The organism is Streptomyces sp. ATCC 21386 (assembly GCF_018728545.1).
GTDB lineage: Bacteria > Actinomycetota > Actinomycetes > Streptomycetales > Streptomycetaceae > Streptomyces.
In genome coordinates, this window is record NZ_JAAVVL010000001.1 from 9,096,703 (window position 1) to 9,117,672 (window position 20,970).

A 20,970-nucleotide genomic window follows, 5' to 3' on the forward strand; every position below is an offset into this window, starting at 1 on the left:
TGCGATCAGAAGCGACCGGAGAGTAGGGACATTTGACTCTGTCCACCGGCTGTACGGCACCCCAATAATCCTCCATCGGAAGGTAAAGCACCCCCCAAGGAGAGACAGTCATGGCAGCCAAGAGGCGCTTCAGGAACAAGAAGGTCCGATACTTGGCGATCGGCGCCTCACTTGCGACCTGCGCGGCCACCGTCACCGTACTGCTGCCGTCGGCCAACGCCGCCGACGAGCCGTCCGTCGACCAGATCATTGGGATGTGTGAAAGGACGGCGAAACTCAACGGAAAGCAGCAGTCGACGAGCGATTTCGGAGGCGGTCTCGGCGACGGGTTCGCATCCGACACCTGTGATTTCGTCGAGACGAACTTCGAGACCTTCGACGGCCCCACGGAGAAGGTCACCGTCGACTTCCCGAACTGCGAGCCGAACGCCACCGAACCGTCGAAGGTGACCACCGAGTTCTCGAAGGCGGTGGGCCAGGGCCAGGGCAAGTACACCGCGACCCAGCAGGGCGCCCTCGGCGGTCTCTTCGGGGCTCTGAGCGGTGGCTGGGTGAAGCACAAGGGAACGCTGGACATGACCGTCAAGACGGCCACCGCCAGCGAGTCGGAGGTGCGTGAAGTCCCGGTCGGCAAGATCATGCACGTCACCTTCACGCCGAAGATGCAGCGCATGACCGGCGAATGGCGGGTGCACCTCGACGCCGATCCCGGAAGCTTCGGCGTGAACCCCTCCCCCGAGAAGAACTTCGTGGCACCGGAGGTCGTCGAGGGCCCGGTCATCCTGGAGAGCGCCGCGGGCACGCCCGGACTCGCGGACGGCACCACCAAGGTCGTCCTGGAGGACTGCTGACCCGAGCCCGACGGCCCAAGCCTCTCGGTCGCCCCCCGTCCCACCTCCCGCCGGATCACCTCCCCCTTCCGGCAGAACCCTTCCCATCAACACTTTCCCCCTCACCCTCGCAGGAGATCCCATGACACGCACCGGGCGCAGCGGCAACCACCGCAGCAAGAAAAAGCGCATCACCCTCGCGCTGGCACCGGTCGTCGCCCTCGGACTGGCCGTCCCGCTGATGTACAGCGCGGGAGCCGCCACCCCCGACGAGGTGGCCACCGACTGCCGCACGGACTCGGACAAGCTGGAGAACTGCGAGTTCGTCGACGTCCAGGTCAGGCGCGACAGCCTCGGCCCCAACGAGCGGGTCACCTCGGTGACCGACAACTGCGGAGTCGGCACCGCGGCGACGAAGACCTTCAGCGGCACGGCCTCCGTGACCCGCGTCATTCAGCTGGAGGACGGCTTCAACACGGACGGCAGCACCAAGCTGGCGAGCTCCGTCTTCGAGATCGGCGTGAAGTTCGCCACGCAGGAATTCAACATCAAGCGCGACGACACCACGTCGTCGTTCACCTTCTCCAGGTCCGACACGGTGAAGGCGGACCACATCGCCTTCTTCATGTGGTCCCACAAGCGCACCGACGTCAGCGGTTTCCTCAAGGCCACGTACAAGGAGGCCCAGGACGGCCAGACGGTGTTCTTCTCGCCCAGCGAGAACTCCACCGCCGTCCACGTCTTCTACCCGCAACTCCTGCCCAGCGGAACACCGGACGGCCGGCTCTGGCTGCGCAATGTGAAGTGCGGCACGCCCCAGGCCGATGGAATCCTCAACAGTGGGAACAGCGCGCGTGCCGAACCCGGATTCGAGCAGGGCGGCGAGAATGTGACCGACGTCGAGGTTTCGCTCTCCGACGTCACCGTTCAATAGCACCCGGAGAAAGTCGAGTAATCCCCCGTGCCCTGCGCGGGGGATTTTTTCATGCAGTCCACGAAAAGCGTCGAAGTATTCCCTCGGACGTTCCCTCAGACACTCAATTGCGTCTTCTCATACGCGAACCCCGCTAGCCGCTCCCAGCCACCTCAGCACCGCCTCCGTCCTCCCCCGGGCATCCAGCTTGGCGTAGATGTTGCTGAGGTTGTTGCGGACGGTCTTCTCGCTCAGGGTCAGCCGCAGCCCGATCTCCTGGGCACCGAGGCCGGTGGAGAGGAGCTCCATGATCTGGCGCTCGCGGGGCGAGAGCAGGGAACGCAGCCGCTCCGTCGCCCGCCCGTGCTCCGGCGGTAGCTGCCGTGCCGCGTCCCGGATGGCGGCGCAGGCCACGGGCGAGAAGGAGGTGTGGCCCACGGTGGCGGCCACGACAGCGGAGGACAGCATGCAGGTGCAGTAGTCGCCCTCGACCAGATAGCCGGCCCCGCCCCGGAACACCTCCACCACCGTGTCGGCGTCCTGCCGGGGACTGACGACGATCACCGGGGCACTCATCGAGCCCATGGCGTCCAGCAGCACCGGGAAGGACACCGACGGGTCCTCGCAGCGCAGGACCACGACGTCGGCCTCGGTCTCGCGGAGTGCACCGTAGGGCGGCGGGACGAGCAGGGCGCTGCTCACGTACCGGTCGTCGGGGCCCGGCCAGCCCTCGTGCCGCCATCGGCCGGGTTCGCAGGCCAGGGCGACCGACAGGCCGGGGGGCGAGGGTGCCGTCGAGCGGGGTGGGCGTTCCGTGACCCGGGAGGGTTGTGCGGGAACAGCCGAAACGGGGGTGCCTGCGTGCTGGGACGTTCTGACGTGCCGGGGAGATCGCACCTCACGTGTCCTTCCGCCGAAGCCATGACTCCCCTACATACGTGCCTCCGACGTCAGTTGTTCGAAGTTTCAAGAACGAAACGGCAACCTGTCTGACAGGTTCACCGCACGGGCCACGGCGGCGGCCGGAACCTGTCTGTCCTGAACTGCCCCAGAAGGCACGGGATTTCAGGTACGCGCACGCAAGGAGAGTGCGGGACGGGCCTCATGAGGTGACCGGGCGGGGCGGTAGGGTCCCGATGTGCGTTGATCCGCCGGGCGGTGGCCGAGTGCCACCGCAGAGGGTGCGGGCGACCCTGACGAGTCCCGGGGCCGCCCGGTTCGGCCTACCCGTCGTCCGCCACACCGGAGATCACGCCATGCCCGCTCAGCGACCCCTCATCTCCTACGACGCCTTCGTGGAGACCGCCACCGCCGATCCCGCCGTCGTCGGCCTCGTCCTCAAGGGCTCCCGGGCCCACGAGGGCATGACCACAGAACACTCCGACCACGACCTGTACGTCGTCCTCGCGGAGGGCGCGACGACCGGGCTCACCCGGTACGCGGGGCACCGCACGCCCGAACTCGACCTCGTGATCCTCACCCTCGACGAATTCCGCGCCGCAGGGATGCCCGGGTTCGAGCGGTACGCCCTGGCCCGAGGCCGGGTCGTGCTCGACCGGCTGGACGGGGAGATCGCCCGCATCCTGTCCACCAAGGCCCGGCTCGACGCCGACGAGGCCCACCAGGAGGCGGCCGCGCACCTCGACGCCTATGCCAACTCCCTCTACCGCTCGGTCAAGAACGCCCGTGACGGCCAAGCGCTGGCGGCCCGCCTGGACGCCGCCGACAGCGTCCGCTTCCTGTTGGAGTTCCTCTTCGCGCTGGACCGCCGCCCCCGCCCGTACAACAAGTACCTGCACTGGGAGCTGTGCCGCTTCCCGCTCCCCGCCTGGGACACCGGCCACCTCCTCGACACCGTTTCCCGCATCGCGGCGACAGGCGACGTGGCCACACAGCGCGACCTCTTCGCCCGGGTCGAGGCCGTGGCCCGGGCCGCCGGGCACGGGGCGGTGCTGGACGGGTGGGGCGGGGACCTTCGCCTGATGCGGCCGCGGCGGTAGCGGCAGCGGCAGCGGCAGCGGCAGCGGCAGCGTGATCCTCGCGCTCAGCCGGGCAGGTCCCAGGCGGGTCCTTCGGGGGAGCCCAGCCAGACACGCTGACGCGCCGGGGTGACGGTCAGGCCGAACTCGGTCTGCGGCGGCGCTCCCGCGTCCCACCACACACCGATCGACTCCTCGACGGCGTCCCACAACCGCTCGGGGCCGCCCTGACTCACCCGGAACCCACCCCCACCATCCGGTGCGACCGTGGCGAACGACCTCGTGGCCAGGTCGACCACGTGGTCCAGCATCGGTCCACCACCCACACTCATCCTGATGTGCTGGGCGTCCGGTACCGCGAGTTGGCCGACGAACCGGCCGGTCCAGTCGGCCAGCACCTCGGGCCCGACCTGCGCCGGACGCTCGTACGCGCCCCCGGTCACCAGATCCGCCACACCGGACAGGGAGGGCGCGGCGTGCGGACGGGCGATCATGAACGACACCGTGCCCGGCAGGAACCTCCCTTCCGCGGTGCCGCCCTCGCCGACGGTCAGCCTCACCAGGCCGGAGCCGTACAGCCACCCGGACAGAGTCGTGACGACCGTGCCACCGGGCCGCACCTGTTCGAGCCAGGCCTCGGGGACCGTGCGCACGGAACACGTGGCGATCAGCCCGTCGTACGGGGCACCTTCGGCGTGGCCGAGAAGTCCGTCGCCGTCGACGAGCGTCGGCTCGTGGCCTATCGCCGTGATCACGGCCCTGGCATGTGCGGCGACAGCCGGGTCGAGCTCGACCGAGGTCACGCACCCGCTCCCGAGGCGCTCGCACAGCAGGGCGGTCGAGTAGCCGGTGCCGGTACCGATCTCCAGCACCCTGTCGCCGTCCTGCGGATCAAGGTCCTGAAGCATGCGCACGACCAGGCTCGGCAGGGTGGACGAGGACGTCGGATCACCCGCGACGGGGCCCTCCACGGCCTCCGGTCGCACCTGCCCGTCGAGCTGGGTCACCAGCGTGTCATCGGCGTACACCTCTTCCAGGAAGGCGTGCATGTCGTCGCGGTCTGGAAGGGCCGGCGTCCACAGCGTGCCTCGCGGGCCGTCGGACCGCCGGAAGTACGCACGCACGAACTCGTGCCGGGGCACGGCCTCGACGGCGGACCGCCAGGCCGCCGCCCTCAGATGCCCGCCCAGTTCGAGCCGGTCGGCCAAGGCCTGACGCAGCTCGGCTGCGAGGTGCTCGTCCCTGAGTGGGCTGTCGGTCATGACGGGGGCCCTTTCTCCAGCAGGTCGGCCAGAGCGGAGGCGATGACCCCGGTCGTCTCTCGGTCGACGAAGGCCCACTGCCCGTTCGGATTGCACTCCAGGAAGCGCCATGCCCCGCTCGCCTCCAGGGCGAAGTCGAACGCGCCGAAGACCAGACCGAACGCCTTCAGGTAGGCGCGGATGCCACGGCGGACCACGGCAGGGACGTCTGCCGCCGCCACCGGCGTACAGCTGATCAGATCGTGATCGAACCGCCAGTCGAGGTGATCGCCGTCAGTACTGATCAGCGTGGCGAACAGCCGCTCGCCCACGGCAGCCACCCTCACGTCGGCAGTCTTGGCGACAGCCTGCTGAAACAGATGTGGGCAGGCGGCGACGCCGTCACCGATCTCGTCGGCTTCGACCGTACGCACCCAGACCGTCCGCAACGCCCCGCCCTCGCGATAGGTGGTCGACCTGAGCGGCTTGTAGACCACCGGCCCGTACTCCTTGGCGAAGGACCGGGCGGCTGCGGGATCGTTGGTGATCAGCGTCGGGGGGACGTCCAGCCCTGCCGCCACGGCCTCCGTGATCTGGCGGGGCTTGAACTCCGCCCCCGAGTTCCGGTGCGGGTGATTGACGTACAGGCATCCCGGAAGTGCCGCGAGAAGGCCGCCCAGCCCGTGCCGGAGCTGGGCCACGGCGAAGTCCCGCTCCTGGGCGTCCGGATCGTCGGTCGGGACGGCGTAAGGCGTCGGTCTCCGGTAGTACACCGCCCGAGCGTCCTCCAGACCGAGCGTGCGGGTCGCAGTGGCGAGCGGACCGTGCCACGACCACCCGCCGCCCGCCCTCCCGGAGAACGTCAACTCGTCCGGCGAACCGGGGTCGAACCGTACGACCGGAACACCACGGTCGTGCAATGCGGTGATGACGCGGTCGGACGTCACGTCATCCAGGGCGGTCAGTACGACGACGGGACGCGGCGGATACGCAGAGGCAGCCATCAGTCCTGGTCCGCGTCCTGGTCATGACCCTCGTCGGTGTTGGAGGGACCGGATCCGTCCCCCTGGCTGGTCTGGGTCCTGGTCTCCGTCCCGGAACCGGTGCCGTGCTTGCCCATCTCCACGGGCCGCCCCTGCGAGTCATGGAAGACGGCCCTCTGTGACACCGGGTCCAGGCCTACCGCGGTGGCGACGGCGTGCGGCTTCGGATACGGCTCCATGCGGGTAAGGCCCCAGGGCCGGAGAGGCTGGTCGATCGCTTCCACCGCGGCCTTCTCACTGCCGGGTGCGTGGTCGGCCAAGTTCTCATGGTGGTCGCACAGGGCGTTCACCGAGCGGGCGAGACGCTGGGCGTGGGCAATGCCGGCGGGGAGTGTGGGGCCGGGTTCGAGGCCGAGTCGCATCCGGGCCTCACCGACACAGGCGAGGGCACACGCTCGGGGCACGTCACCCTCGGGCAGCGGTCCGGCCGCGGCCTCCACCTCGGGGACGGCGACCATGATGTGCCCGCGCAGTTTGCGGGTGAGCGTCTCCAGCTCGTCGGTATTCGGCGGCTCGGCATCCTCGGCGAGCAGACTGCGTGCCGTGGCCCGCATCGTCTCGATGTCGAGCGGGATACGGTCCCGCTCAACCGAAGCCGAAGAACGGACGGTCGGTGTGGCTGCCATTCGGTGCTCCTCAGCAGCGTGGCTCAGCCCTGGAGGGTGTCCCGCCGGGGCTTTGTCGTCTCTGCCGACGTTGGAAGCCTGGTGTGCACTCCCGCGAGAGATGTTCATAGATGTTCACGACAGGTTGTCAGTTATGGCCATAGCTGGTGTGCACCCTTGCCGCGACGCTTTGATGCCTTCAGAGTTGTGCACATCAGCGCACAACATGAGTGCCGGAGGCGGCGATGACACTACGGTTCATCGGCATCGACCCCAACACGGGAACGGGCCAGAGCCCTACGGTCTGGGTCGACGAGAGCAGCAATGATCTGGTCATTCAGGGATGGAAGCCGACACCCGAACTCGAAGCCCAATGTGCGGCTTACGAGGCGCCGGGGCACGCTGTGGGCATCCCCGACCACGAGGCGGTTGTCCTTGTCCCAGCCCGCATGGTGCCGATCCTGAGGAAGGCCTGCGATGTCGCGGAACGTACCCAGCTTCGATGAATTGCTGAGCAGTGCTCAGCGCTCGGCAGTCCACCTGGAGATGCGCGACGCCTACGGAGTCGCCGATGAAGCCGAGGACTTCGCCCGCTGGAAGAGCGCCGGAGAACGCGACACGGACCCCGGATCGCCGTATTGGGCACCGTGGGTGACACTGATTCGGAGCACAGTGGCCCGAGGCGTGGTGGTGCGCCGGGCCCGCATCGTGTCCGAACCCGTCAGCGACTACATCCGGTACGAACACGCGGGCACTGCCGTCAACGTGGCAGCGGGTGAGTGCGTACGGTGGTTGCCCCGTCGAAACGCCTCCGACATCGCGCTCCCCGGCAACGACTTCTGGTTGATCGACGACCGGGTCGTCCGGTGGAACCATTTCACCGGTGACGGCGCCTCCGGTGGAGGAGAGATCAGCGAAGATCCGGCCGCGGTGAAACTGTGTGCGGACGCCTTCGAAGCGGTGTGGGCACGCGCCACACCACACGAGGACTACAAGATCAGCTAGTACGGAAGGTGCACGGTCGGCTCATGCCCAACTCCCCGTCCTCCTCGGCCCAGGCCGCGCGCGAACGGGTCGCACAGCGCCTGCGGGAGCTGCGCGCTGACGCGGGGATCACCGGTACTGAGCTGGCCGTGCGTTGTGGCTGGACACACCCCAAGACATCCCGCATCGAGAATGGGCGTACGCCTCCGACACCGGACGACATCCGTCGCTGGTGCCGGGCCTGCGACGCCGAGGAGCAAGCCCCGGACATCATTGCCCAGTCGCGTGACGCCGAGTCGCTGTACGTCGAATGGCGACGACGGGTACGCGCGGGCCTGAAACGACTCCAGGACAGCTATGTAGACCTCTATCAGTCCACGGAGCTGTTCCGGATCTACTCTCCCACTCTGGTGCCCGGACTGCTGCAGACCGAGGGTTACGCACGTGCCCTGCTGTCCGCCAATGCCCGTCTGCTCGGCGTCCCCGACGACGCCGAGGAAGCCGCCACGGCTCGGCTGGAACGCTCGCAGGTCATCCATCAACGAGGACGCCGATTCGTCATGGTGATCGAAGAGAGCGTCCTCTCCTACCAGTTGGGCGACGACGACGCGATGGCCGCGCAACTCGGCCACCTGCTCACCGCCGGCGCCCTCCCCGCGGTCTCCCTGGGCATCATTCCCAGCGCGACGCGGGAACGCGTCTTGTGGCCACAGGAGTTGTTCCACGTCTACGACGACACGCTCGTATCCGTCGAACTGCTGTCGGCTCAGGTCAACGTCACCCAGCCCGACGAGATCGCCCTCTACCTGAAGGCGTTCGAGCAACTACGTGGCATGGCTGTGTACGGGGCGAGGGCGCGCGCCCTCGTCCTCAAGGCGATCGAGGCTCTGGACTGACGCGGGTCGGTGCCCGCCAGGTGCCGCGCGGGACGCGCGTCAGCCACTGTCGGCCGAACCTTTGGGCCGCCTGTCCACGACGTACACCCCCATGCCCGTCACCGTCTCCACCAGCCCCTCGTCCTTGAGCACCTTCACAGCCTTGCGCAAGGTGTCACGCGCCACGCCGAACTCGGCTTCCAGCTCGACGAGACTCGGGATCCGGCGGCCCGACGGGATGCTCCCGTCCTCGATGCGGGCACGCAGGCTTTCGGCGATCTGACGGTACGGCGGGACGGGCCCTTCCCGGTCAATGGTCATGGTCCAGGACAGTAGGCGGCGAGCGTAGACCTGCCATAGCTCCCCCAGAGGCTAGGTGGGGGTAGACGGGGGTAGTACAGTCCCGCTACCCTGCGGAAACGCAAGACCCCGGCGAGGTTGTGGGACCTCCCGGGGCATGGCCACCAGCTACACAGGAGCTGACGACAGTGAGCATTATCCACGCGCTGTTGCGGTGCGTTCTGAGCACCTTCGCCCCGGGCACCGGCAGGAGGCGGGCTGGCACCCGCCACTCCATGCCAGACCCCGGGCACGCGCCCGAAGCATCCCCGGCAGCCGCAGCACCACTCCCGACCCCGCGTTCTCCGTACAGCCGGGACACGAACACCCCCCTCGACGGCGCCGCCTCCCCCCTCGTCCGCCCCTACCTCGTCGCCGTCGAGCGGGAGCAGGCGCGGCAGTCACGGCGGCGGCTCGCGCTGGTCCTCGCCGCCGACTTCGGCATCGATCTCGACCGTCATGTCGTCGGCGCCGAGCAGGTGGTGGCGTGTTGAGGCCGCCGGTGACGCGCGAGGCGGCGCGGTGAAGGCCGGGCGGTACCCGGAGAACGGGGCCTCCCGGTTGACCATCCGCGTCTACCGCGTCGACTCCGACAGTGAGCGCGTCGACTCCGTACGGCAGCTCACGGTCCTGAGGGCCCACGCCCCCGAACGTGTCCGGGAGTCGCTCGACTGGCCACCTTGCAGCTGCGCCGGCTGCCGATCCGGGCACCTTCCGAAGCTGCCGTGAGCCCCGACACAGCTGGCCGCCTGTCCTCCGCTGCGTCGGCGGCTTGGGGCAGGCGGCGCCCTCGGATTCCACGATCAGACCGTGACGACCCGGGCCACCTGCGCGCGTGCTGCCACGGGCAAGGATTCGCCGGGCCTCGCCGCAACCGGGCACCATCCGCGGGCCTCACGAGGTTCTCACGCAGACCTCGCCGGGCCCCCTTGGAGCAACGGCCCCACCTCAGCCCCGAACGCTCCTATCTGATCCGTGAGTTCACCCACGTCGCGGCTTCGGAACCGCACCTGGATCTGGTCCACCCCCATCGCCCGGTACGCGCGCAGGGACTCGGCCAGCGTCTCCGGGCTCCCGGTGAGGGTCCGGCGTCCCACGTCCCAGCTCGGATCGCCGACGTACAGCGGTTCTGTGATCGCGCCGACCACGAACGGCCCGGTGGCCCCCGCCTCCTCCCGCAGCCGTCGCAGGCGGGCGATCTGGGCCGGGAGGCGGTCGCGCGGGTCGCCCTGGGGGAGCCAGCCGTCGCCGCGGACGGCGGCGCGGCGGACGGCCGCGGGGGACGAGCCGCCCACCCAGAGGGGCACCCGGGACTGGGCGGGGCGCGGGCGTTGGCCCAGGTCCTCGAAGTCGTACAGCTTGCCGTGGTGGGAGGGGAACTCGTCCGGGCCGAGGGCGGCTCGCAGCGCGTCCACGCACTCGTCCAGCACCGCGCCCCGCCGGTCGAAGTCCGCCCCCAGCGCCTCGAACTCCTCCCGCACGTGCCCCGCGCCCACGCCCAGGATCAGCCGGCCGCCGGAGAGGTGGTCGAGGGTGGCGTACTGCTTCGCCGTCACCAGCGGGTGGCGCAGGCCGACGACCGCGACATGGCTGAGCAGCCGGACCCGTTCGGTGACTCCGGCCAGGTAGGCGAGCGTGGCGACCGGGTCGTACCAGACCGTGCTCATCGCGGAAGCGAGCCGGCGCGGGATGGCCACGTGGTCGCAGACGGCGACGTACGCGAACCCGGCCCGGTCGGCGGCCCGCGCGATCTCGGCCAGGTCATGCGGGCCGGCGCCCGCCTCCCAAGGCTCGGCATAGAGGGTGCTCTGTGACTGGACGGGGAGTTGCATCCCGTAGCGGAACCCGTCCCCCGCCCCCGCCGACGGGCGATCCGCCCCGCTCACCGAGCGCCCCCCGGCCCCGCCCACAACCCGTCCTCCGTCAGCCCCAGCAGCTCGATCGCGTTCCGGCGCACGATCCGGTCCACCACGTCCGGGGCCAGGTGGCCCATCTGGGCCTCGCCCACCTGGCGGGACTCGGGCCAGGTGGAGTCGGAGTGGGGGTAGTCGGTCTCGTAGAGGACGTTGCCGACCCCGATCGCGTCCAGGTTGCGGAGCCCGAACGCGTCGTCGAAGAAGCAGCCGTAGACGTGGTCGGCGAACAGTTCCGACGGCGGACGGTGGACCTTGTCCGCGACGCCGCCCCAGCCCCGGTTCTCCTCCCAGACGACGTCCGCGCGCTCCAGGATGTACGGGATCCAGCCGATCTGGCCCTCGGCGTACATGACCTTCAGGTTCGGGAAGCGCTCGAACTTGCCGCTCATCAGCCAGTCGACCATGGAGAAGCAGCAGTTGGCGAAGGTGATCGTCGAGCCGACGGCCGGTGGCGCGTCCGCCGAGGTGGACGGCATCCGGCTGGACGAGCCTATGTGCATCGCCACGACCGTGCCGGTCTCGTCGCAGGCCGCGAGGAAGGGGTCCCAGTCGTCGGTGTGGACGGAGGGGAGGCCCAGGTGCGGGGGTATCTCGGAGAAGGCCACCGCCCGGACCCCGCGCGCCGCGTTCCTGCGGACCTCCGCCGCCGCCAGCTCCGCGTCCCAGAGCGGGATGAGGGTGAGCGGGATGAGCCGGCCCCGCGCCTCGGGGCCGCACCACTCCTCCACCATCCAGTCGTTGTACGCGCGGACGCCGAGCAGCCCCAGTTCGCGGTCCGCGGCCTCGGTGAAGGTCTGGCCGCAGAAGCGCGGGAAGGTCGGGAAGCAGAGGGCCGACTGGACGTGGTTGACGTCCATGTCGGCGAGGCGCTGCGAGACGTCGTACGAGCCGGGGCGCATCTGCTCGTACGTGATGATCTCCAGTTTGATCTCGTCCCTGGAGTAGCCGACGGCGGTGTCGAGGCGGGTCAGCGGACGGTGCAGGTCCTCGTAGACCCACCAGTCGCCGATGGGGCCGTCGTCGCCCGGGGCGCCCATCACGGGCTTGAACCGGCCGCCGAGGAACGTCATCTCCTTCAGCGGCGCGCGGACCACCCGGGGGCCCGTGTCCAGGTACTTCTTGGGGAGCCGGTCCTGCCAGACGTTCGGGGGCTCCACCGTGTGGTCGTCGACGGAGATGATCTTCGGGAAGGGGGCCGGGGCGGGAGTGGGGCTGTCGGGATCCATGGCGCTCGTCTCCAAGGTGTCCATGTCCGTCACGGTAGCGCTGATCTGACGGTCCGTCAGCAATGTCGTCGGCGGCACCGCCGGTGGTACGGCTCCGGCCGCGGCGGCGGGGATCGGGGCTCGAACCCGAGGAGAGGAGGAGAGACTGTGCAGACCTGGTGACATCCCGCGCGGCTCCCTGTGATCGACCTCTCCCACGGCTGACGGATCCGCCATGAACAAGGCAAACTGGCCTGGTTGTCAGGTAGGCCTGAGGGGGCTGTCGATGGGCGGTGGACCGAGAGTGCCGGAGGACGGGGGGCCGCGAGTGGCGGAGGTCGGTGGGCCGCGAGTGCCGGAGCAAAGGACCGCTGTGGACGCCGAGACCGCGAAGCCGGCCCCCGAGGACCCGGCCGAGCTGCGCTTCAGCGTGCTCGGGCCCGTGCGGGCCTGGCGCGGCGCCGAATCCCTCGCCACCGGTTCGCCCCAGCAACGCGCCTTGCTCGCCGCCCTGTTGCTTCGCGAGGGCCGTACCGCCACCGCGAGCGAGCTGATCGACGCGCTGTGGGGCGACGAGCCGCCCTCCCAGGCACTGGCCGCCGTACGGACGTACGCCTCCCGGCTGCGCAAGGTGCTCTCCCCCGGCGTCCTGGTCAGCGAGTCCGGTGGCTACGCGGTCCGCGCGCTGCCCCCCGGCGCCCTGGACCTCGCCGTCGCCCAGGAACTGGCGAGCGACGCCGAGAAGGCCAAGAACGCCGGGGACCTGTGCGAGGCCCGCCGCCTGCTGAACGAGGCACTCGGGCTGTGGGACGGCGAGGTGCTGGCGAGCGTTCCGGGCCCGTACGCGGAGACCCAGCGGGCCCGGCTCGACGAATGGCGGCTCCAACTGGTGGAGTCCCGCCTGGACATGGACCTGGAGCAGGGCTGCCACGCGGAGGCGGTCTCCGAGCTGACCGCCCTCACCGCCGCGCACCCGTTGCGCGAGCGACTGCGCGAACTGCTGATGCTGGCGCTGTACCGCAGCGGACGCCAGGCCGAGGCCCTCGCCGTGTACGCGGACACCCGCCGGCTGCTCGCGGACGAACTCGGCGTGGACCCGCGGCCCGGCCTGCGGGAGTTGCAGCAGCGCATCCTGCTGGCGGACCCCCGCCTCGCGGCCCCCTCCGCGGCATCGGATCCCGAGCCCGCCGCGACCCCGGTACGGCCCGCCCAACTACCTGCCACCGTGCCGGACTTCACCGGCCGTGCCGGTCTCGTCGACGACCTGAGCGCGGTCCTGGCGGCGGCCTCCGGCGCCCAGGGCCAGGTGATGGCCGTGTCCGCGCTGGCCGGCATCGGCGGCGTCGGCAAGACGACCCTCGCGGTGCACGTGGCCCACCAGGCCAGATCGGCCTTCCCCGACGGCCAGTTGTACGTCGACCTCCAGGGCGCCGGCGCCCGCCCCGCCGAGCCGGAGACGGTCCTCGGCTCCTTCCTGCGCGCCCTCGGCACGGCCGACTCGGCGATCCCCGACTCCCTGGCGGAGCGAGCCGCGCTGTACCGGTCGGTCCTCGACGGCCGCCGGGTGCTGGTCCTGCTCGACAACGCGCGCGACGCCGCGCAGGTACGGCCCCTGCTGCCGGGGACGGCCGGCTGCGCGGCCCTCGTGACGGCGCGGGTGCGCATGGTGGACCTGGCCGGCGCCCATCTCGTCGACCTGGACGTGATGTCCCCCGACGAGGCCCTGCGGCTCTTCACGAAGATCGTCGGCGAGGAGCGCGTCGCGGCGGAGCGCACCGCCGCCCTCGACGTCGTGGCCGCCTGCGGCTTCCTCCCGCTCGCCATCCGCATCGCCGCGTCCCGGCTGGCGGCGCGCAGGACCTGGACCGTCTCCGTGCTCGCCGCCAAACTCGCCGACGAGCGCCGCCGTCTGGACGAACTGCAGGCCGGGGACCTCGCGGTGAAGGCCACGTTCGAGTTGGGCTACGGCCAGCTGGAGCCCGCCCAGGCCCGCGCCTTCCGGCTCCTCGGCCTCGCCGACGGCCCGGACATCTCGCTGGCGGCCGCGGCCGCCGTACTGGACCTGCCGCCGGAGGAGACCGAGGACCTCCTGGAGATCCTCGTCGACACGTCCCTCCTCGAATCCGCCGCGCCCGGCCGCTACCGCTTCCACGACCTCGTCCGGCTCTACGCGCGTGCATGCGCGGAACGCGACGAACAGCCGCCGGGCGAGAGGGGGGCGGCGATGTCGCGGCTGCTGGACTTCTATCTCGCCACGGCCTCCCAGGTCTACGCGATCGAACGCCCCGGCGACCGCCTCGTGGACCACCTGGAGCCCACCGTCTACCCGGGCCTGCGTTTCACCGAGGGGTCCGCCGCGCTGGACTGGCTGTACACCGAGGCGTCCTGCCTCCTGGCCTGCGTACGCCAGTCCGCCGGCACGGACCGGCTGCGCCGCGCGGTCGACCTGCTCTGGGCCGCCAAGGACCTCACCGAGTCGGGCGCCAACTCCCACCAGTACGAGACGACGGCGCGCGCGATGTGCGACGCGGCGCGGACGGCGGGGGACGCGCGGGCTGAGGGGCGGGCGCGGATGATGCTGACCAACGTGCTGCTGGTGTCCGGGCGCATCCAGCAGGCCGAGGAGCAGGCCGGGCTCGCCATGGGACTGGCTGCCTCGGCCCGGGACGACCGGACGATCAGCTGGGTGTCGAACGACCGGGGGATCATCTCGCTGCACCAGGGCCGGTACGCGGACGGGAAGACGTTTCTGGAGCAGGCCATCGAGGGCTACCGCACGGCGGGCAACCGCCCCGGTGTCGCGCTCAGCCTGTGCAACCTCTCCCGCGCCCACCTGGGCATGGGCAACATCACCAAGGCGGTCGAGATCGCCGAGCAGGGTCTCGCGGCCCAGCTGGAGATCGGCCGGACGATGCGCCTGGCCAACGGCCACTTCACCCTGGGGATCGCGCTGACCCGGGCGGGGCGGCACGCCGAGGCGCTCAACCAGTTCTCCGACGCGCTCGGCATCTTCATCGACCACCGGCAGCGGCTCTGGGAGGGCGTGACCAACTTCCGCATCGCCGAGGCCCATCTGGCCGCGCTGCGCCCCGCACAGGCGGCCCGGCACGCCGAACAGGCCCTCGCCCTGGGAGTCATCGGCGGTGACCGCATGCGCGGCAACGTACTGACCCTCCTGGGCCGCGCGCTCTTCACCCTGGGCCAGGCCGACCGTGCCAAGGCCTGCTGGCACGACGCGCTGGAGCTGTACGAGCAGACCGGCGGCGCGATCGAGGCGGACGAGGTCCGCACGCTCCTCGCGACCCCCCGGGCGGCGTGAGCGGCGCGGGCCGACGTGGGCGTTCAGCATTCGTTTATCGCGGTCCGGCACTGTCGTACCCGTCACACCGTCGCGTCGGGGGGCAGGCGGTCTGACCTGGGGCTCAACCGCTAAGGTGCGGCTCCGAACGGCCCGTCCGGCAGCCCTCGGGGGAGCTACCGGGCGGGCCTTGCTGACTCGCCATCACAGCGGAGGAACCACGACATGAGCGACAAGAAGACGGCCCCGGAGGCCACGCCCCAGGACAACGCGATGCCCACGCCGCCGACCAAGGGCAAGACCGGCGCCACGCCCCAGGACAACGCCATGCCCACGCCGCCGGCGGAGAACGAGGGCATCACCACGCTCGACAACGCGATGCCCGGCGGTCCCGCCAAGGCCGGGGACATCCGCACGCTGGACAACGCGATGCCCGCCCCGCCCGCCCTCGACCTCGACGGCGGCAAGTAGGCACACCGGACTTCCGTATCCACGGGGATCGGCCGCGGTGGCGCGGAGGGGGAGCCACCGCGGCCGAGGTGTGTCTAGACCGCCCACGACCGGAGAACCTCGGCCACGCTTGCGGCAGTACAGCTCTCCTTTCTCAGCTCGGTCGCCAGCGCGGAAACGCGCCGCTGATCCAGCTTGGCCGGGGCTCCGGAGGCGATCAGATACGCGTGGGCGACCGCGACCGCCACCCGGAGGTTCGAGCGCTCCAGCCACCTCATGCGGCCGAGGGAGTGGGCGAGGGCCGCCGCCTTGGCGTACACACCCTGGTACACGTCCTGACCGACGAGCACCGCCCGATGCCGTTCCACGGCGGCGACCGCCACTCCGTAGTCGTCGATGGCGGGGTCGCCCTGGCCCGCCCGCTGAGCGACCTCCAGGATCCACGCGAGGTCGATGTCGACGTTCACCTACCTGACTCCCCCTCGATCTCGTCGAGGAGATCGCCGTACTCGTCGAGCACCTCCTGCGCGGCAGCCATGAAGACGGCGCGCACCTGCTCGTTGTCGTTCCGGATGAGCTGCTCGACATACTCGTTGACCGGTATCCGCCGCGTGGCCGCCGCCTGTCGCGCCATCTCGGCGGTGTCGTCGTCCATGCGGATGTTGATCTGCGTCTTGGCCATACCAGGACGGTATCACCAGATACCAGGCGGTGCTATCCGGTGATACCAGGCACATCTCGGCCTCGGACCCGCTCAGGAAGGAGCGCCGTCAGCCCACCTTCCCCCGTAACTCCCCCTTCACCACCTTCCCGCTCGCGTTGCGCGGCAGTTCGGCCACGAACGTGACCGTTCTCGGCACCTTGTAGTTGGCCATCTCCCGGCGGGACCACGCGATGAGGTCGTCGGCGGTCACCAGGGATCCCGGGCGGCGGACGACGAACGCCTTGCCGACCTCGCCGAGGCGGGCGTCGGGGACGCCGACGACGGCCACGTCCGCGACGTCGGGGTGGAGGCCGAGGAGTTGCTCGATCTCGGCGGGATACGCGTTGAAGCCGCCGACGATGAACATGTCCTTGACCCGGTCGGTGATCCGGAGGTTGCCGTCCTCGTCCAGGACGCCGATGTCACCGGTGCGCAGCCAGCCGTCGGCGGTGACCGTGCGCGCGGTCTCGGCGGGATCCTCGAAGTAGCCGCGCATGACGTTGAAGCCGCGCACGAGGACCTCTCCGGGGGAACCGGGCGGCAGCGGGGAGCCCAGCGGATCGACCACGCGCACCTCCGCCCCGGGGACCGCCCGCCCGGACGTCGACGCGATCACCGACGGCTCGTCGCCGCGCCGGCACATCGTGACGATGCCGGACGCCTCGGAGAGGCCGTACGCCGTCAGCACGGTGTCGACGCGCAGTTCGGTCCGCAGCCGTTCGACGAGCCGGAGCGGCACCACCGCCGCGCCCGTCACCACCAGACGCAGGGCGCTCAGGTCGTAGTCGTCGCGGGCGGGGTGGTCCAGCAGGGACTGGTGGAGGGTCGGCGGGCCGGGCAGCACCGAGACCCGCTCGGCGGCCACGTTGGCCATCGCCGTCTCCACGTTGAAGACCGGCTGGGGGATCATCGTGGCGCCCCGCATGAGGCAGGCGATCACCCCGGCCTTGTAGCCGAAGGTGTGGAAGAACGGGTTCACGATGAGATAGCGGTCGCCCTCCCGGAGCCCGGCCAGTTCGCTCCACACCTCGTACGCCCGCAGGGTCTGCGCGTGGGTGATCACCGCGCCCTTGGGGCGGCCGGTCGTCCCGGACGTGAAGATGATGTCGGAGGGGGACTCCCCCGTCAGGCCGTCCGACCGCGCCCGTACCTCCGCCGCGCTCACTCCGTCGCCGCTCGCGAGGAAGTCCTTCCAGGTGCGGAAGTCGGCGGGGGCGTCGTCCGAGAGCACCACCACCTGTTCCAGGTGCGGGAGTCCGGGCAGCGGGCCCGGCCGCTCGCACACGCTCCCGGCGCCCGGTACCCGCAGGCGCCCCCCGTCCGCTCCCGCCGCGCGCCGGAGCGAGGCCACGTACGAGGTGCCGAGGAACGTCCCGGTGACGAACAGCAGCTTCGCCCGGCTGCGCGCCAGCACGTCCGCCGCCTCGCCGCCCTTGAAGCGGGTGTTCAGCGGGACGAGGACCGCGCCCGCCGAGACCGCGCCGAGCGCGGAGACGATCCAGTCCAGGGAGTTCGGCGCCCAGAGAGCGACCCGGTCGCCGGCGCGCACGCCGTTCGCGACGCACGCGGCCGCCGCGCGCTCCACCCGGGCGGCCAGCTCCGCGTACGACACCCGCGTACGCCCGTCGACGACGGCCTCGACCCCGGCGAACCGCCGGGCCGCCGCGCGGACCAGCCCCGGGACGGTCCCCCATTCCAGATCACCGCGCCGTGCCTCACCGCGCCGTGCCTCCATGTCACCGCTCACCGCAGGCCTCCGTACCCGAGAACCAGGTGTTCAAGAGCCCGGGGGTGCACCAGAAGTCCCCCTGGGCCCCCCTGACATCAGCCGATCACCCGTAAGCGCCGTAGCTGACTACCCGTCAGATTAGCTGTACCCTGACGGACTGTCAGCAGCCGAACAGCCCCCTGTGCGGAGGTGCGCCCATGGCCGTGCTCAAGGACGCGACGGCGATCGTCGGCATCGGCCAGACCCCCTTCGCCAAACGACTCCCCGAAACGGAAAGGGCGTTGGCGTGCCGGGCGATACTCGCCGCGCTCGACGACGCGGGGATCGCCCCGGACGAGGTCGACGCGCTCGCCTCGTACACCATGGAGGAGACGGACGAGGTCGAGGTGGCGAAGGCGCTGGGCCTCGGCGACCTCACCTTCTTCAGCAAGGTCGGCTACGGCGGCGGCGGTTCGTGCGCCACGGTCGCGCACCTCGCTGCCGCGATCGCCACCGGCCAGGCCACGGTCGGCGTCGCCTGGCGCTCCCGCAAACGCGGCTCCGGCCCGCGCCCGTGGAAGAACACCACGGTCCAACTGCCCACCCCGGCGCAGTGGACCCGCCCCTACGGCCTGCTCCGCCCCGCCGACGAGATAGCCATGCTGGCCCGCCGCCACATGCACGAGTACGGCACCACGCGCGACCACCTCTTCAACGTCGCCCTGGCCTGCCGCAACCGCGCCAACCAGAACCCGGCCGCGATCATGTACGAGCGCCCGCTCACGCGCGAGATGTACATGAACTCCCGCTGGATCAGCGAACCCCTGTGCCTCTTCGACAACTGCCTGGAGACGGACGGCGCGCTGGCCTGCGTGGTGGTCTCCGCCGAGCGCGCCCGCGACTGCCGCCGCACCCCCGTCTACGTCCACTCCGCCGCCCAGGGCCTGCCCGCCCAGCACCACGGCATGGTCAACTACTGGAACGACGACCCGCTGACCGGTCCCGCCTGGACCGCCGCGCGGCATCTGTGGAAGCACGCGGACCTCACCCCGGACGACATCGACGTCGCCCAGATCTACGACGCGTTCACCGCCCTGATCCCCCTGTCGCTGGAGGGGTACGGCTTCTGCGCGCGCGGCGAGGGCGGCGCGTTCACCGAGGGCGGCGCCCTGGAGACGGGCGGCCGGCTCCCCCTCAACACCTCCGGGGGCGGTCTCAGCGAGGCCTATGTGCACGGCTTCAACCTGATCACCGAGGGCGTACGGCAACTGCGCGGCACGAGCACCGCCCAGGTCCCGGACGCGGCGACCTGTCTGGTGACGGCGGGCGAGGGGGTACCGACCTCGGCGCTCCTGCTCCGCAACTGAACAAGTCATCGGCCGACGGGAGTTGTGATGCTCACACCAGTGGTGGACGACGACGGCGCCCCCTTCTGGGGCTACGCCGCGCAGGGCGAACTACGGATCCAGGCCTGCGCCGACTGCGGCGAGTTCCGCTTCCCGCCCCGCCCCTGCTGCCCGCACTGCCGCTCCTTCGCGACCCAGTGGCGCCGGGTCTCGGGCCGGGGCCGCGTCTGGTCGTACGTCCGCCCGCACCCGCCCCTCCTCCCCGACTACGCGGAGCAGGCCCCGTACCACGTCGTCCTGGTCGAACTGGCCGACGCCCCGCGCATCCGTCTCGTCGGCAACCTGGTGAGCGGGCCGGGCGCCCGCCTGGACTCGGTACCGGCCGAGCGGATCCGGATCGGGGCCAGGGTGCAGGTGGTGTTCACGTCCACCGGCCTCCCCCAATGGGTACTGGAGCGGCCGTGACCCTGCGCACGACGACGGACAAGGCCACGGGCGTGGCCCTCCTGACCCTGGACCGCCCGGACCGCCTGAACGCGATCGACCTGCCGATGGCGGAACAACTTGCCTTCTTCTGGCAGGAGTTGAGGTTCGACGAAACGGTACGGGCGGTCGTCGTGACCGGCGCGGGCGAGCGCGCCTTCTGCACGGGCCTCGACCGGGACGCGGCGAGCGCCGTCCCGCAGCCGAACTCCCCCTACACGATCGAGGATCCGCTCCTCAAGATCGGCCCGAAGTCCAACGACTGCTGGAAACCCCTGATCGCCGCCGTCAACGGCATGGCCTGCGGCGGAGCCTTCTATCTGCTGGGCGAGTCGGAGTTCCTCGTCGCCGACCCCGCCGCCACCTTCTTCGACCCCCACACCACCTACGGCATGGTCAGCGCCTTCGAGTCGATCCTGATGGCCCAGCGCATGCCGTACGGGGAAGCCGCGCGCATGGCCCTGCTGGGCACCGCCGAGCGGATGTCGGCCAAGCGCGCGCACGAGGTGGGGCTGGTGTCGGAGGTGACGGAGCCCGGCGAGGCGGTCGCGGCGGCCCTGCGGTGCGCGGAGATCGTCGCCGGGTGCCCGCCGGAGGCGGTCGAGGGCACGGTACGGGCCTGCTGGGCGGCACGGGAGGCGACGCGGTCGCACGCTCTCGCGCTTGCCCCCCACCTGATTTCACTCGGCAACCAACCGGGGGACCGGCAGGCCGAGTTGTACACCGCGCGGCGGCGGGACGGATTCCGGATGCGATGAGGAGAGACACTCTCAATCAGGGGCAATTCGCGGACCAAACGTGAAGTGATTCACACACGCACTTCACTTGATTGCGGAGAAGCATGAGTTTTTGTCCCATGTGAGTCTCTGGTTAAGAGACCGGAGATACTCGTATGTTGCGGCCTGATCGTGTGTGCGACCGACACCTGATCGCACATTTCCAGGCATAGCTCAACGCCGTTCGGCGGGGGACCAACATATGAATACGTACGGGGGAAGACGTCGGCTGCGCGCAGCCGGCGCGGTACTCGCCGCGGCGATGGCGCTGGTGGC

General features: G+C 70.5%; 22 protein-coding genes. 12 read left to right on the plus strand and 10 right to left on the minus strand.

Annotation, left to right across the window (positions count from 1 at the left end):
* The first annotated feature begins 110 nt into the window (after positions 1-110).
* Entirely contained in the window at positions 111-851 is a 741-nt protein-coding gene (locus GWK25_RS38895) for a hypothetical protein (RefSeq protein ID WP_215456210.1), read from the plus strand.
* 121 nt (positions 852-972) lie between these two features.
* The gene (locus GWK25_RS38900) at positions 973-1,764 is read left to right on the plus strand and encodes a hypothetical protein (protein ID WP_215456211.1); all 792 of its coding nucleotides are present in this window, start codon (positions 973-975) and stop codon (positions 1,762-1,764) included.
* 117 nt (positions 1,765-1,881) lie between these two features.
* Here the strand turns inward: GWK25_RS38900 and GWK25_RS38905 are convergent, their stop codons facing one another.
* Positions 1,882-2,445 (minus strand): LuxR C-terminal-related transcriptional regulator, encoded by a 564-nt coding sequence (locus GWK25_RS38905; protein WP_374200670.1) that lies wholly within the window; start codon positions 2,443-2,445, stop codon positions 1,882-1,884.
* A gap of 554 nt (positions 2,446-2,999) precedes the next feature.
* On the opposite strand from GWK25_RS38905, the gene GWK25_RS38910 reads away from it, so the two are divergent.
* Positions 3,000-3,743: a hypothetical protein gene (locus GWK25_RS38910; RefSeq protein ID WP_215456212.1), complete on the plus strand. Its 744-nt coding sequence runs from the start codon at positions 3,000-3,002 to the stop codon at positions 3,741-3,743.
* Positions 3,744-3,787: 44 nt separating this feature from the next.
* Here GWK25_RS38910 and tgmC read toward each other — a convergent pair whose 3' ends face one another.
* The 3 genes from tgmC to GWK25_RS44085 are packed head-to-tail and all read right to left on the minus strand — an operon-like array spanning position 3,788 to position 6,632.
* Entirely contained in the window at positions 3,788-4,984 is a 1,197-nt protein-coding gene (gene tgmC, locus GWK25_RS38915) for an ATP-grasp peptide maturase system methyltransferase (protein WP_215456213.1), read from the minus strand.
* A complete protein-coding gene (tgmB, locus tag GWK25_RS38920) occupies positions 4,981-5,967 on the minus strand; it encodes an ATP-grasp ribosomal peptide maturase (protein WP_215456214.1) in 987 nt (328 codons plus the stop codon). The genes tgmC and tgmB overlap by 4 nt, the downstream gene beginning before the upstream one ends.
* Positions 5,967-6,632 (minus strand): DUF6415 family natural product biosynthesis protein, encoded by a 666-nt coding sequence (locus tag GWK25_RS44085; RefSeq protein WP_251829231.1) that lies wholly within the window; start codon positions 6,630-6,632, stop codon positions 5,967-5,969. Before GWK25_RS44085 ends, tgmB begins: the two co-directional genes overlap by 1 nt.
* 224 nt (positions 6,633-6,856) lie before the next feature.
* Here GWK25_RS44085 and GWK25_RS38930 point away from each other — a divergent pair, with 224 nt between their 5' ends.
* Genes GWK25_RS38930 through GWK25_RS38940 form a run of 3 tightly spaced genes read left to right on the plus strand, consistent with a single transcriptional unit; the run spans position 6,857 to position 8,491 of the window.
* Positions 6,857-7,117 carry a hypothetical protein gene (locus GWK25_RS38930; RefSeq protein ID WP_215456215.1) on the plus strand — a complete coding sequence of 87 codons (261 nt, stop codon included), beginning with the start codon at positions 6,857-6,859 and terminating at the stop codon, positions 7,115-7,117.
* The gene (locus GWK25_RS38935; protein WP_215456216.1) at positions 7,089-7,616 is read left to right on the plus strand and encodes a DUF6879 family protein; all 528 of its coding nucleotides are present in this window, start codon (positions 7,089-7,091) and stop codon (positions 7,614-7,616) included. Before GWK25_RS38930 ends, GWK25_RS38935 begins: the two co-directional genes overlap by 29 nt.
* A 23-nt stretch (positions 7,617-7,639) precedes the next feature.
* Complete coding sequence (locus GWK25_RS38940; RefSeq protein ID WP_215456217.1) at positions 7,640-8,491, plus strand: helix-turn-helix transcriptional regulator; 852 nt, start codon at positions 7,640-7,642, stop codon at positions 8,489-8,491.
* A gap of 39 nt (positions 8,492-8,530) precedes the next feature.
* Here GWK25_RS38940 and GWK25_RS38945 read toward each other — a convergent pair whose 3' ends face one another.
* Positions 8,531-8,791: a GntR family transcriptional regulator gene (locus tag GWK25_RS38945; protein ID WP_215456218.1), complete on the minus strand. Its 261-nt coding sequence runs from the start codon at positions 8,789-8,791 to the stop codon at positions 8,531-8,533.
* A 254-nt stretch (positions 8,792-9,045) separates the two neighbouring features.
* On the opposite strand from GWK25_RS38945, the gene GWK25_RS38950 reads away from it, so the two are divergent.
* Positions 9,046-9,303, plus strand: coding sequence for a hypothetical protein (locus GWK25_RS38950; RefSeq protein WP_374200671.1), 258 nt, complete (start codon positions 9,046-9,048; stop codon positions 9,301-9,303).
* 411 nt (positions 9,304-9,714) lie between these two features.
* Here the strand turns inward: GWK25_RS38950 and GWK25_RS38955 are convergent, their stop codons facing one another.
* Together GWK25_RS38955 and GWK25_RS38960 are read right to left on the minus strand one after the other, a co-directional pair.
* A complete protein-coding gene (locus tag GWK25_RS38955; RefSeq protein ID WP_215457894.1) occupies positions 9,715-10,641 on the minus strand; it encodes an LLM class F420-dependent oxidoreductase in 927 nt (308 codons plus the stop codon).
* Between the two features lie 50 nt (positions 10,642-10,691).
* Positions 10,692-11,975 (minus strand): amidohydrolase family protein, encoded by a 1,284-nt coding sequence (locus GWK25_RS38960; protein ID WP_215456220.1) that lies wholly within the window; start codon positions 11,973-11,975, stop codon positions 10,692-10,694.
* A gap of 241 nt (positions 11,976-12,216) precedes the next feature.
* Here GWK25_RS38960 and GWK25_RS38965 point away from each other — a divergent pair, with 241 nt between their 5' ends.
* Together GWK25_RS38965 and GWK25_RS38970 are read left to right on the plus strand one after the other, a co-directional pair.
* Positions 12,217-15,249 (plus strand): BTAD domain-containing putative transcriptional regulator, encoded by a 3,033-nt coding sequence (locus GWK25_RS38965; protein ID WP_215456221.1) that lies wholly within the window; start codon positions 12,217-12,219, stop codon positions 15,247-15,249.
* A gap of 204 nt (positions 15,250-15,453) precedes the next feature.
* Positions 15,454-15,699 carry a hypothetical protein gene (locus GWK25_RS38970; RefSeq protein ID WP_251829232.1) on the plus strand — a complete coding sequence of 82 codons (246 nt, stop codon included), beginning with the start codon at positions 15,454-15,456 and terminating at the stop codon, positions 15,697-15,699.
* A gap of 74 nt (positions 15,700-15,773) precedes the next feature.
* Here the strand turns inward: GWK25_RS38970 and GWK25_RS38975 are convergent, their stop codons facing one another.
* The 3 genes from GWK25_RS38975 to GWK25_RS38985 all read right to left on the minus strand — a co-directional run bounded on the left by GWK25_RS38975 (position 15,774) and on the right by GWK25_RS38985 (position 18,116).
* Positions 15,774-16,145 carry a fic family toxin-antitoxin system, toxin component gene (locus GWK25_RS38975; protein WP_215456222.1) on the minus strand — a complete coding sequence of 124 codons (372 nt, stop codon included), beginning with the start codon at positions 16,143-16,145 and terminating at the stop codon, positions 15,774-15,776.
* Complete coding sequence (locus GWK25_RS38980; RefSeq protein WP_215456223.1) at positions 16,142-16,360, minus strand: hypothetical protein; 219 nt, start codon at positions 16,358-16,360, stop codon at positions 16,142-16,144. Before GWK25_RS38980 ends, GWK25_RS38975 begins: the two co-directional genes overlap by 4 nt.
* Positions 16,361-16,448: 88 nt before the next feature.
* On the minus strand, positions 16,449-18,116 hold the full coding sequence (locus tag GWK25_RS38985) for a fatty acid--CoA ligase family protein (RefSeq protein WP_251830676.1): 1,668 nt from the start codon (positions 18,114-18,116) through the stop codon (positions 16,449-16,451).
* A 191-nt stretch (positions 18,117-18,307) separates the two neighbouring features.
* Between GWK25_RS38985 and GWK25_RS38990 the strand changes: the two genes are divergently transcribed.
* From GWK25_RS38990 to GWK25_RS39000, 3 genes are read left to right on the plus strand one after another with little or no spacing between them, the layout of a single operon-like run.
* On the plus strand, positions 18,308-19,456 hold the full coding sequence (locus GWK25_RS38990; RefSeq protein ID WP_215456224.1) for a lipid-transfer protein: 1,149 nt from the start codon (positions 18,308-18,310) through the stop codon (positions 19,454-19,456).
* Between the two features lie 27 nt (positions 19,457-19,483).
* On the plus strand, positions 19,484-19,900 hold the full coding sequence (locus GWK25_RS38995; RefSeq protein WP_215456225.1) for a Zn-ribbon domain-containing OB-fold protein: 417 nt from the start codon (positions 19,484-19,486) through the stop codon (positions 19,898-19,900).
* Positions 19,897-20,676: an enoyl-CoA hydratase/isomerase family protein gene (locus GWK25_RS39000; protein WP_215456226.1), complete on the plus strand. Its 780-nt coding sequence runs from the start codon at positions 19,897-19,899 to the stop codon at positions 20,674-20,676. Before GWK25_RS38995 ends, GWK25_RS39000 begins: the two co-directional genes overlap by 4 nt.
* The last annotated feature ends 294 nt before the right edge of the window (positions 20,677-20,970 follow it).

Excerpts from the sequence above, each read along its gene's own strand:
- GWK25_RS38895 (WP_215456210.1), top strand. The coding sequence starts at position 111 with ATGGCAGCCAAGAGGCGCTTCAGGAACAAGAAGGTCCGATACTTGGCG.
- GWK25_RS38900 (WP_215456211.1), top strand. The coding sequence starts at position 973 with ATGACACGCACCGGGCGCAGCGGCAACCACCGCAGCAAGAAAAAGCGC.
- GWK25_RS38910 (WP_215456212.1), top strand. The coding sequence starts at position 3,000 with ATGCCCGCTCAGCGACCCCTCATCTCCTACGACGCCTTCGTGGAGACC.
- tgmC (WP_215456213.1), bottom strand. The coding sequence starts at position 4,984 with ATGACCGACAGCCCACTCAGGGACGAGCACCTCGCAGCCGAGCTGCGT.
- tgmB (WP_215456214.1), bottom strand. The coding sequence starts at position 5,967 with ATGGCTGCCTCTGCGTATCCGCCGCGTCCCGTCGTCGTACTGACCGCC.
- GWK25_RS44085 (WP_251829231.1), bottom strand. The coding sequence starts at position 6,632 with ATGGCAGCCACACCGACCGTCCGTTCTTCGGCTTCGGTTGAGCGGGAC.
- GWK25_RS38930 (WP_215456215.1), top strand. The coding sequence starts at position 6,857 with ATGACACTACGGTTCATCGGCATCGACCCCAACACGGGAACGGGCCAG.
- GWK25_RS38935 (WP_215456216.1), top strand. The coding sequence starts at position 7,089 with ATGTCGCGGAACGTACCCAGCTTCGATGAATTGCTGAGCAGTGCTCAG.
- GWK25_RS38940 (WP_215456217.1), top strand. The coding sequence starts at position 7,640 with ATGCCCAACTCCCCGTCCTCCTCGGCCCAGGCCGCGCGCGAACGGGTC.
- GWK25_RS38945 (WP_215456218.1), bottom strand. The coding sequence starts at position 8,791 with ATGACCATTGACCGGGAAGGGCCCGTCCCGCCGTACCGTCAGATCGCC.
- GWK25_RS38950 (WP_374200671.1), top strand. The coding sequence starts at position 9,046 with ATGCCAGACCCCGGGCACGCGCCCGAAGCATCCCCGGCAGCCGCAGCA.
- GWK25_RS38955 (WP_215457894.1), bottom strand. The coding sequence starts at position 10,641 with ATGCAACTCCCCGTCCAGTCACAGAGCACCCTCTATGCCGAGCCTTGG.
- GWK25_RS38960 (WP_215456220.1), bottom strand. The coding sequence starts at position 11,975 with ATGGACACCTTGGAGACGAGCGCCATGGATCCCGACAGCCCCACTCCC.
- GWK25_RS38965 (WP_215456221.1), top strand. The coding sequence starts at position 12,217 with ATGGGCGGTGGACCGAGAGTGCCGGAGGACGGGGGGCCGCGAGTGGCG.
- GWK25_RS38970 (WP_251829232.1), top strand. The coding sequence starts at position 15,454 with ATGAGCGACAAGAAGACGGCCCCGGAGGCCACGCCCCAGGACAACGCG.
- GWK25_RS38980 (WP_215456223.1), bottom strand. The coding sequence starts at position 16,360 with ATGGCCAAGACGCAGATCAACATCCGCATGGACGACGACACCGCCGAG.
- GWK25_RS38985 (WP_251830676.1), bottom strand. The coding sequence starts at position 18,116 with ATGGAGGCACGGCGCGGTGAGGCACGGCGCGGTGATCTGGAATGGGGG.
- GWK25_RS38990 (WP_215456224.1), top strand. The coding sequence starts at position 18,308 with ATGGCCGTGCTCAAGGACGCGACGGCGATCGTCGGCATCGGCCAGACC.
- GWK25_RS38995 (WP_215456225.1), top strand. The coding sequence starts at position 19,484 with ATGCTCACACCAGTGGTGGACGACGACGGCGCCCCCTTCTGGGGCTAC.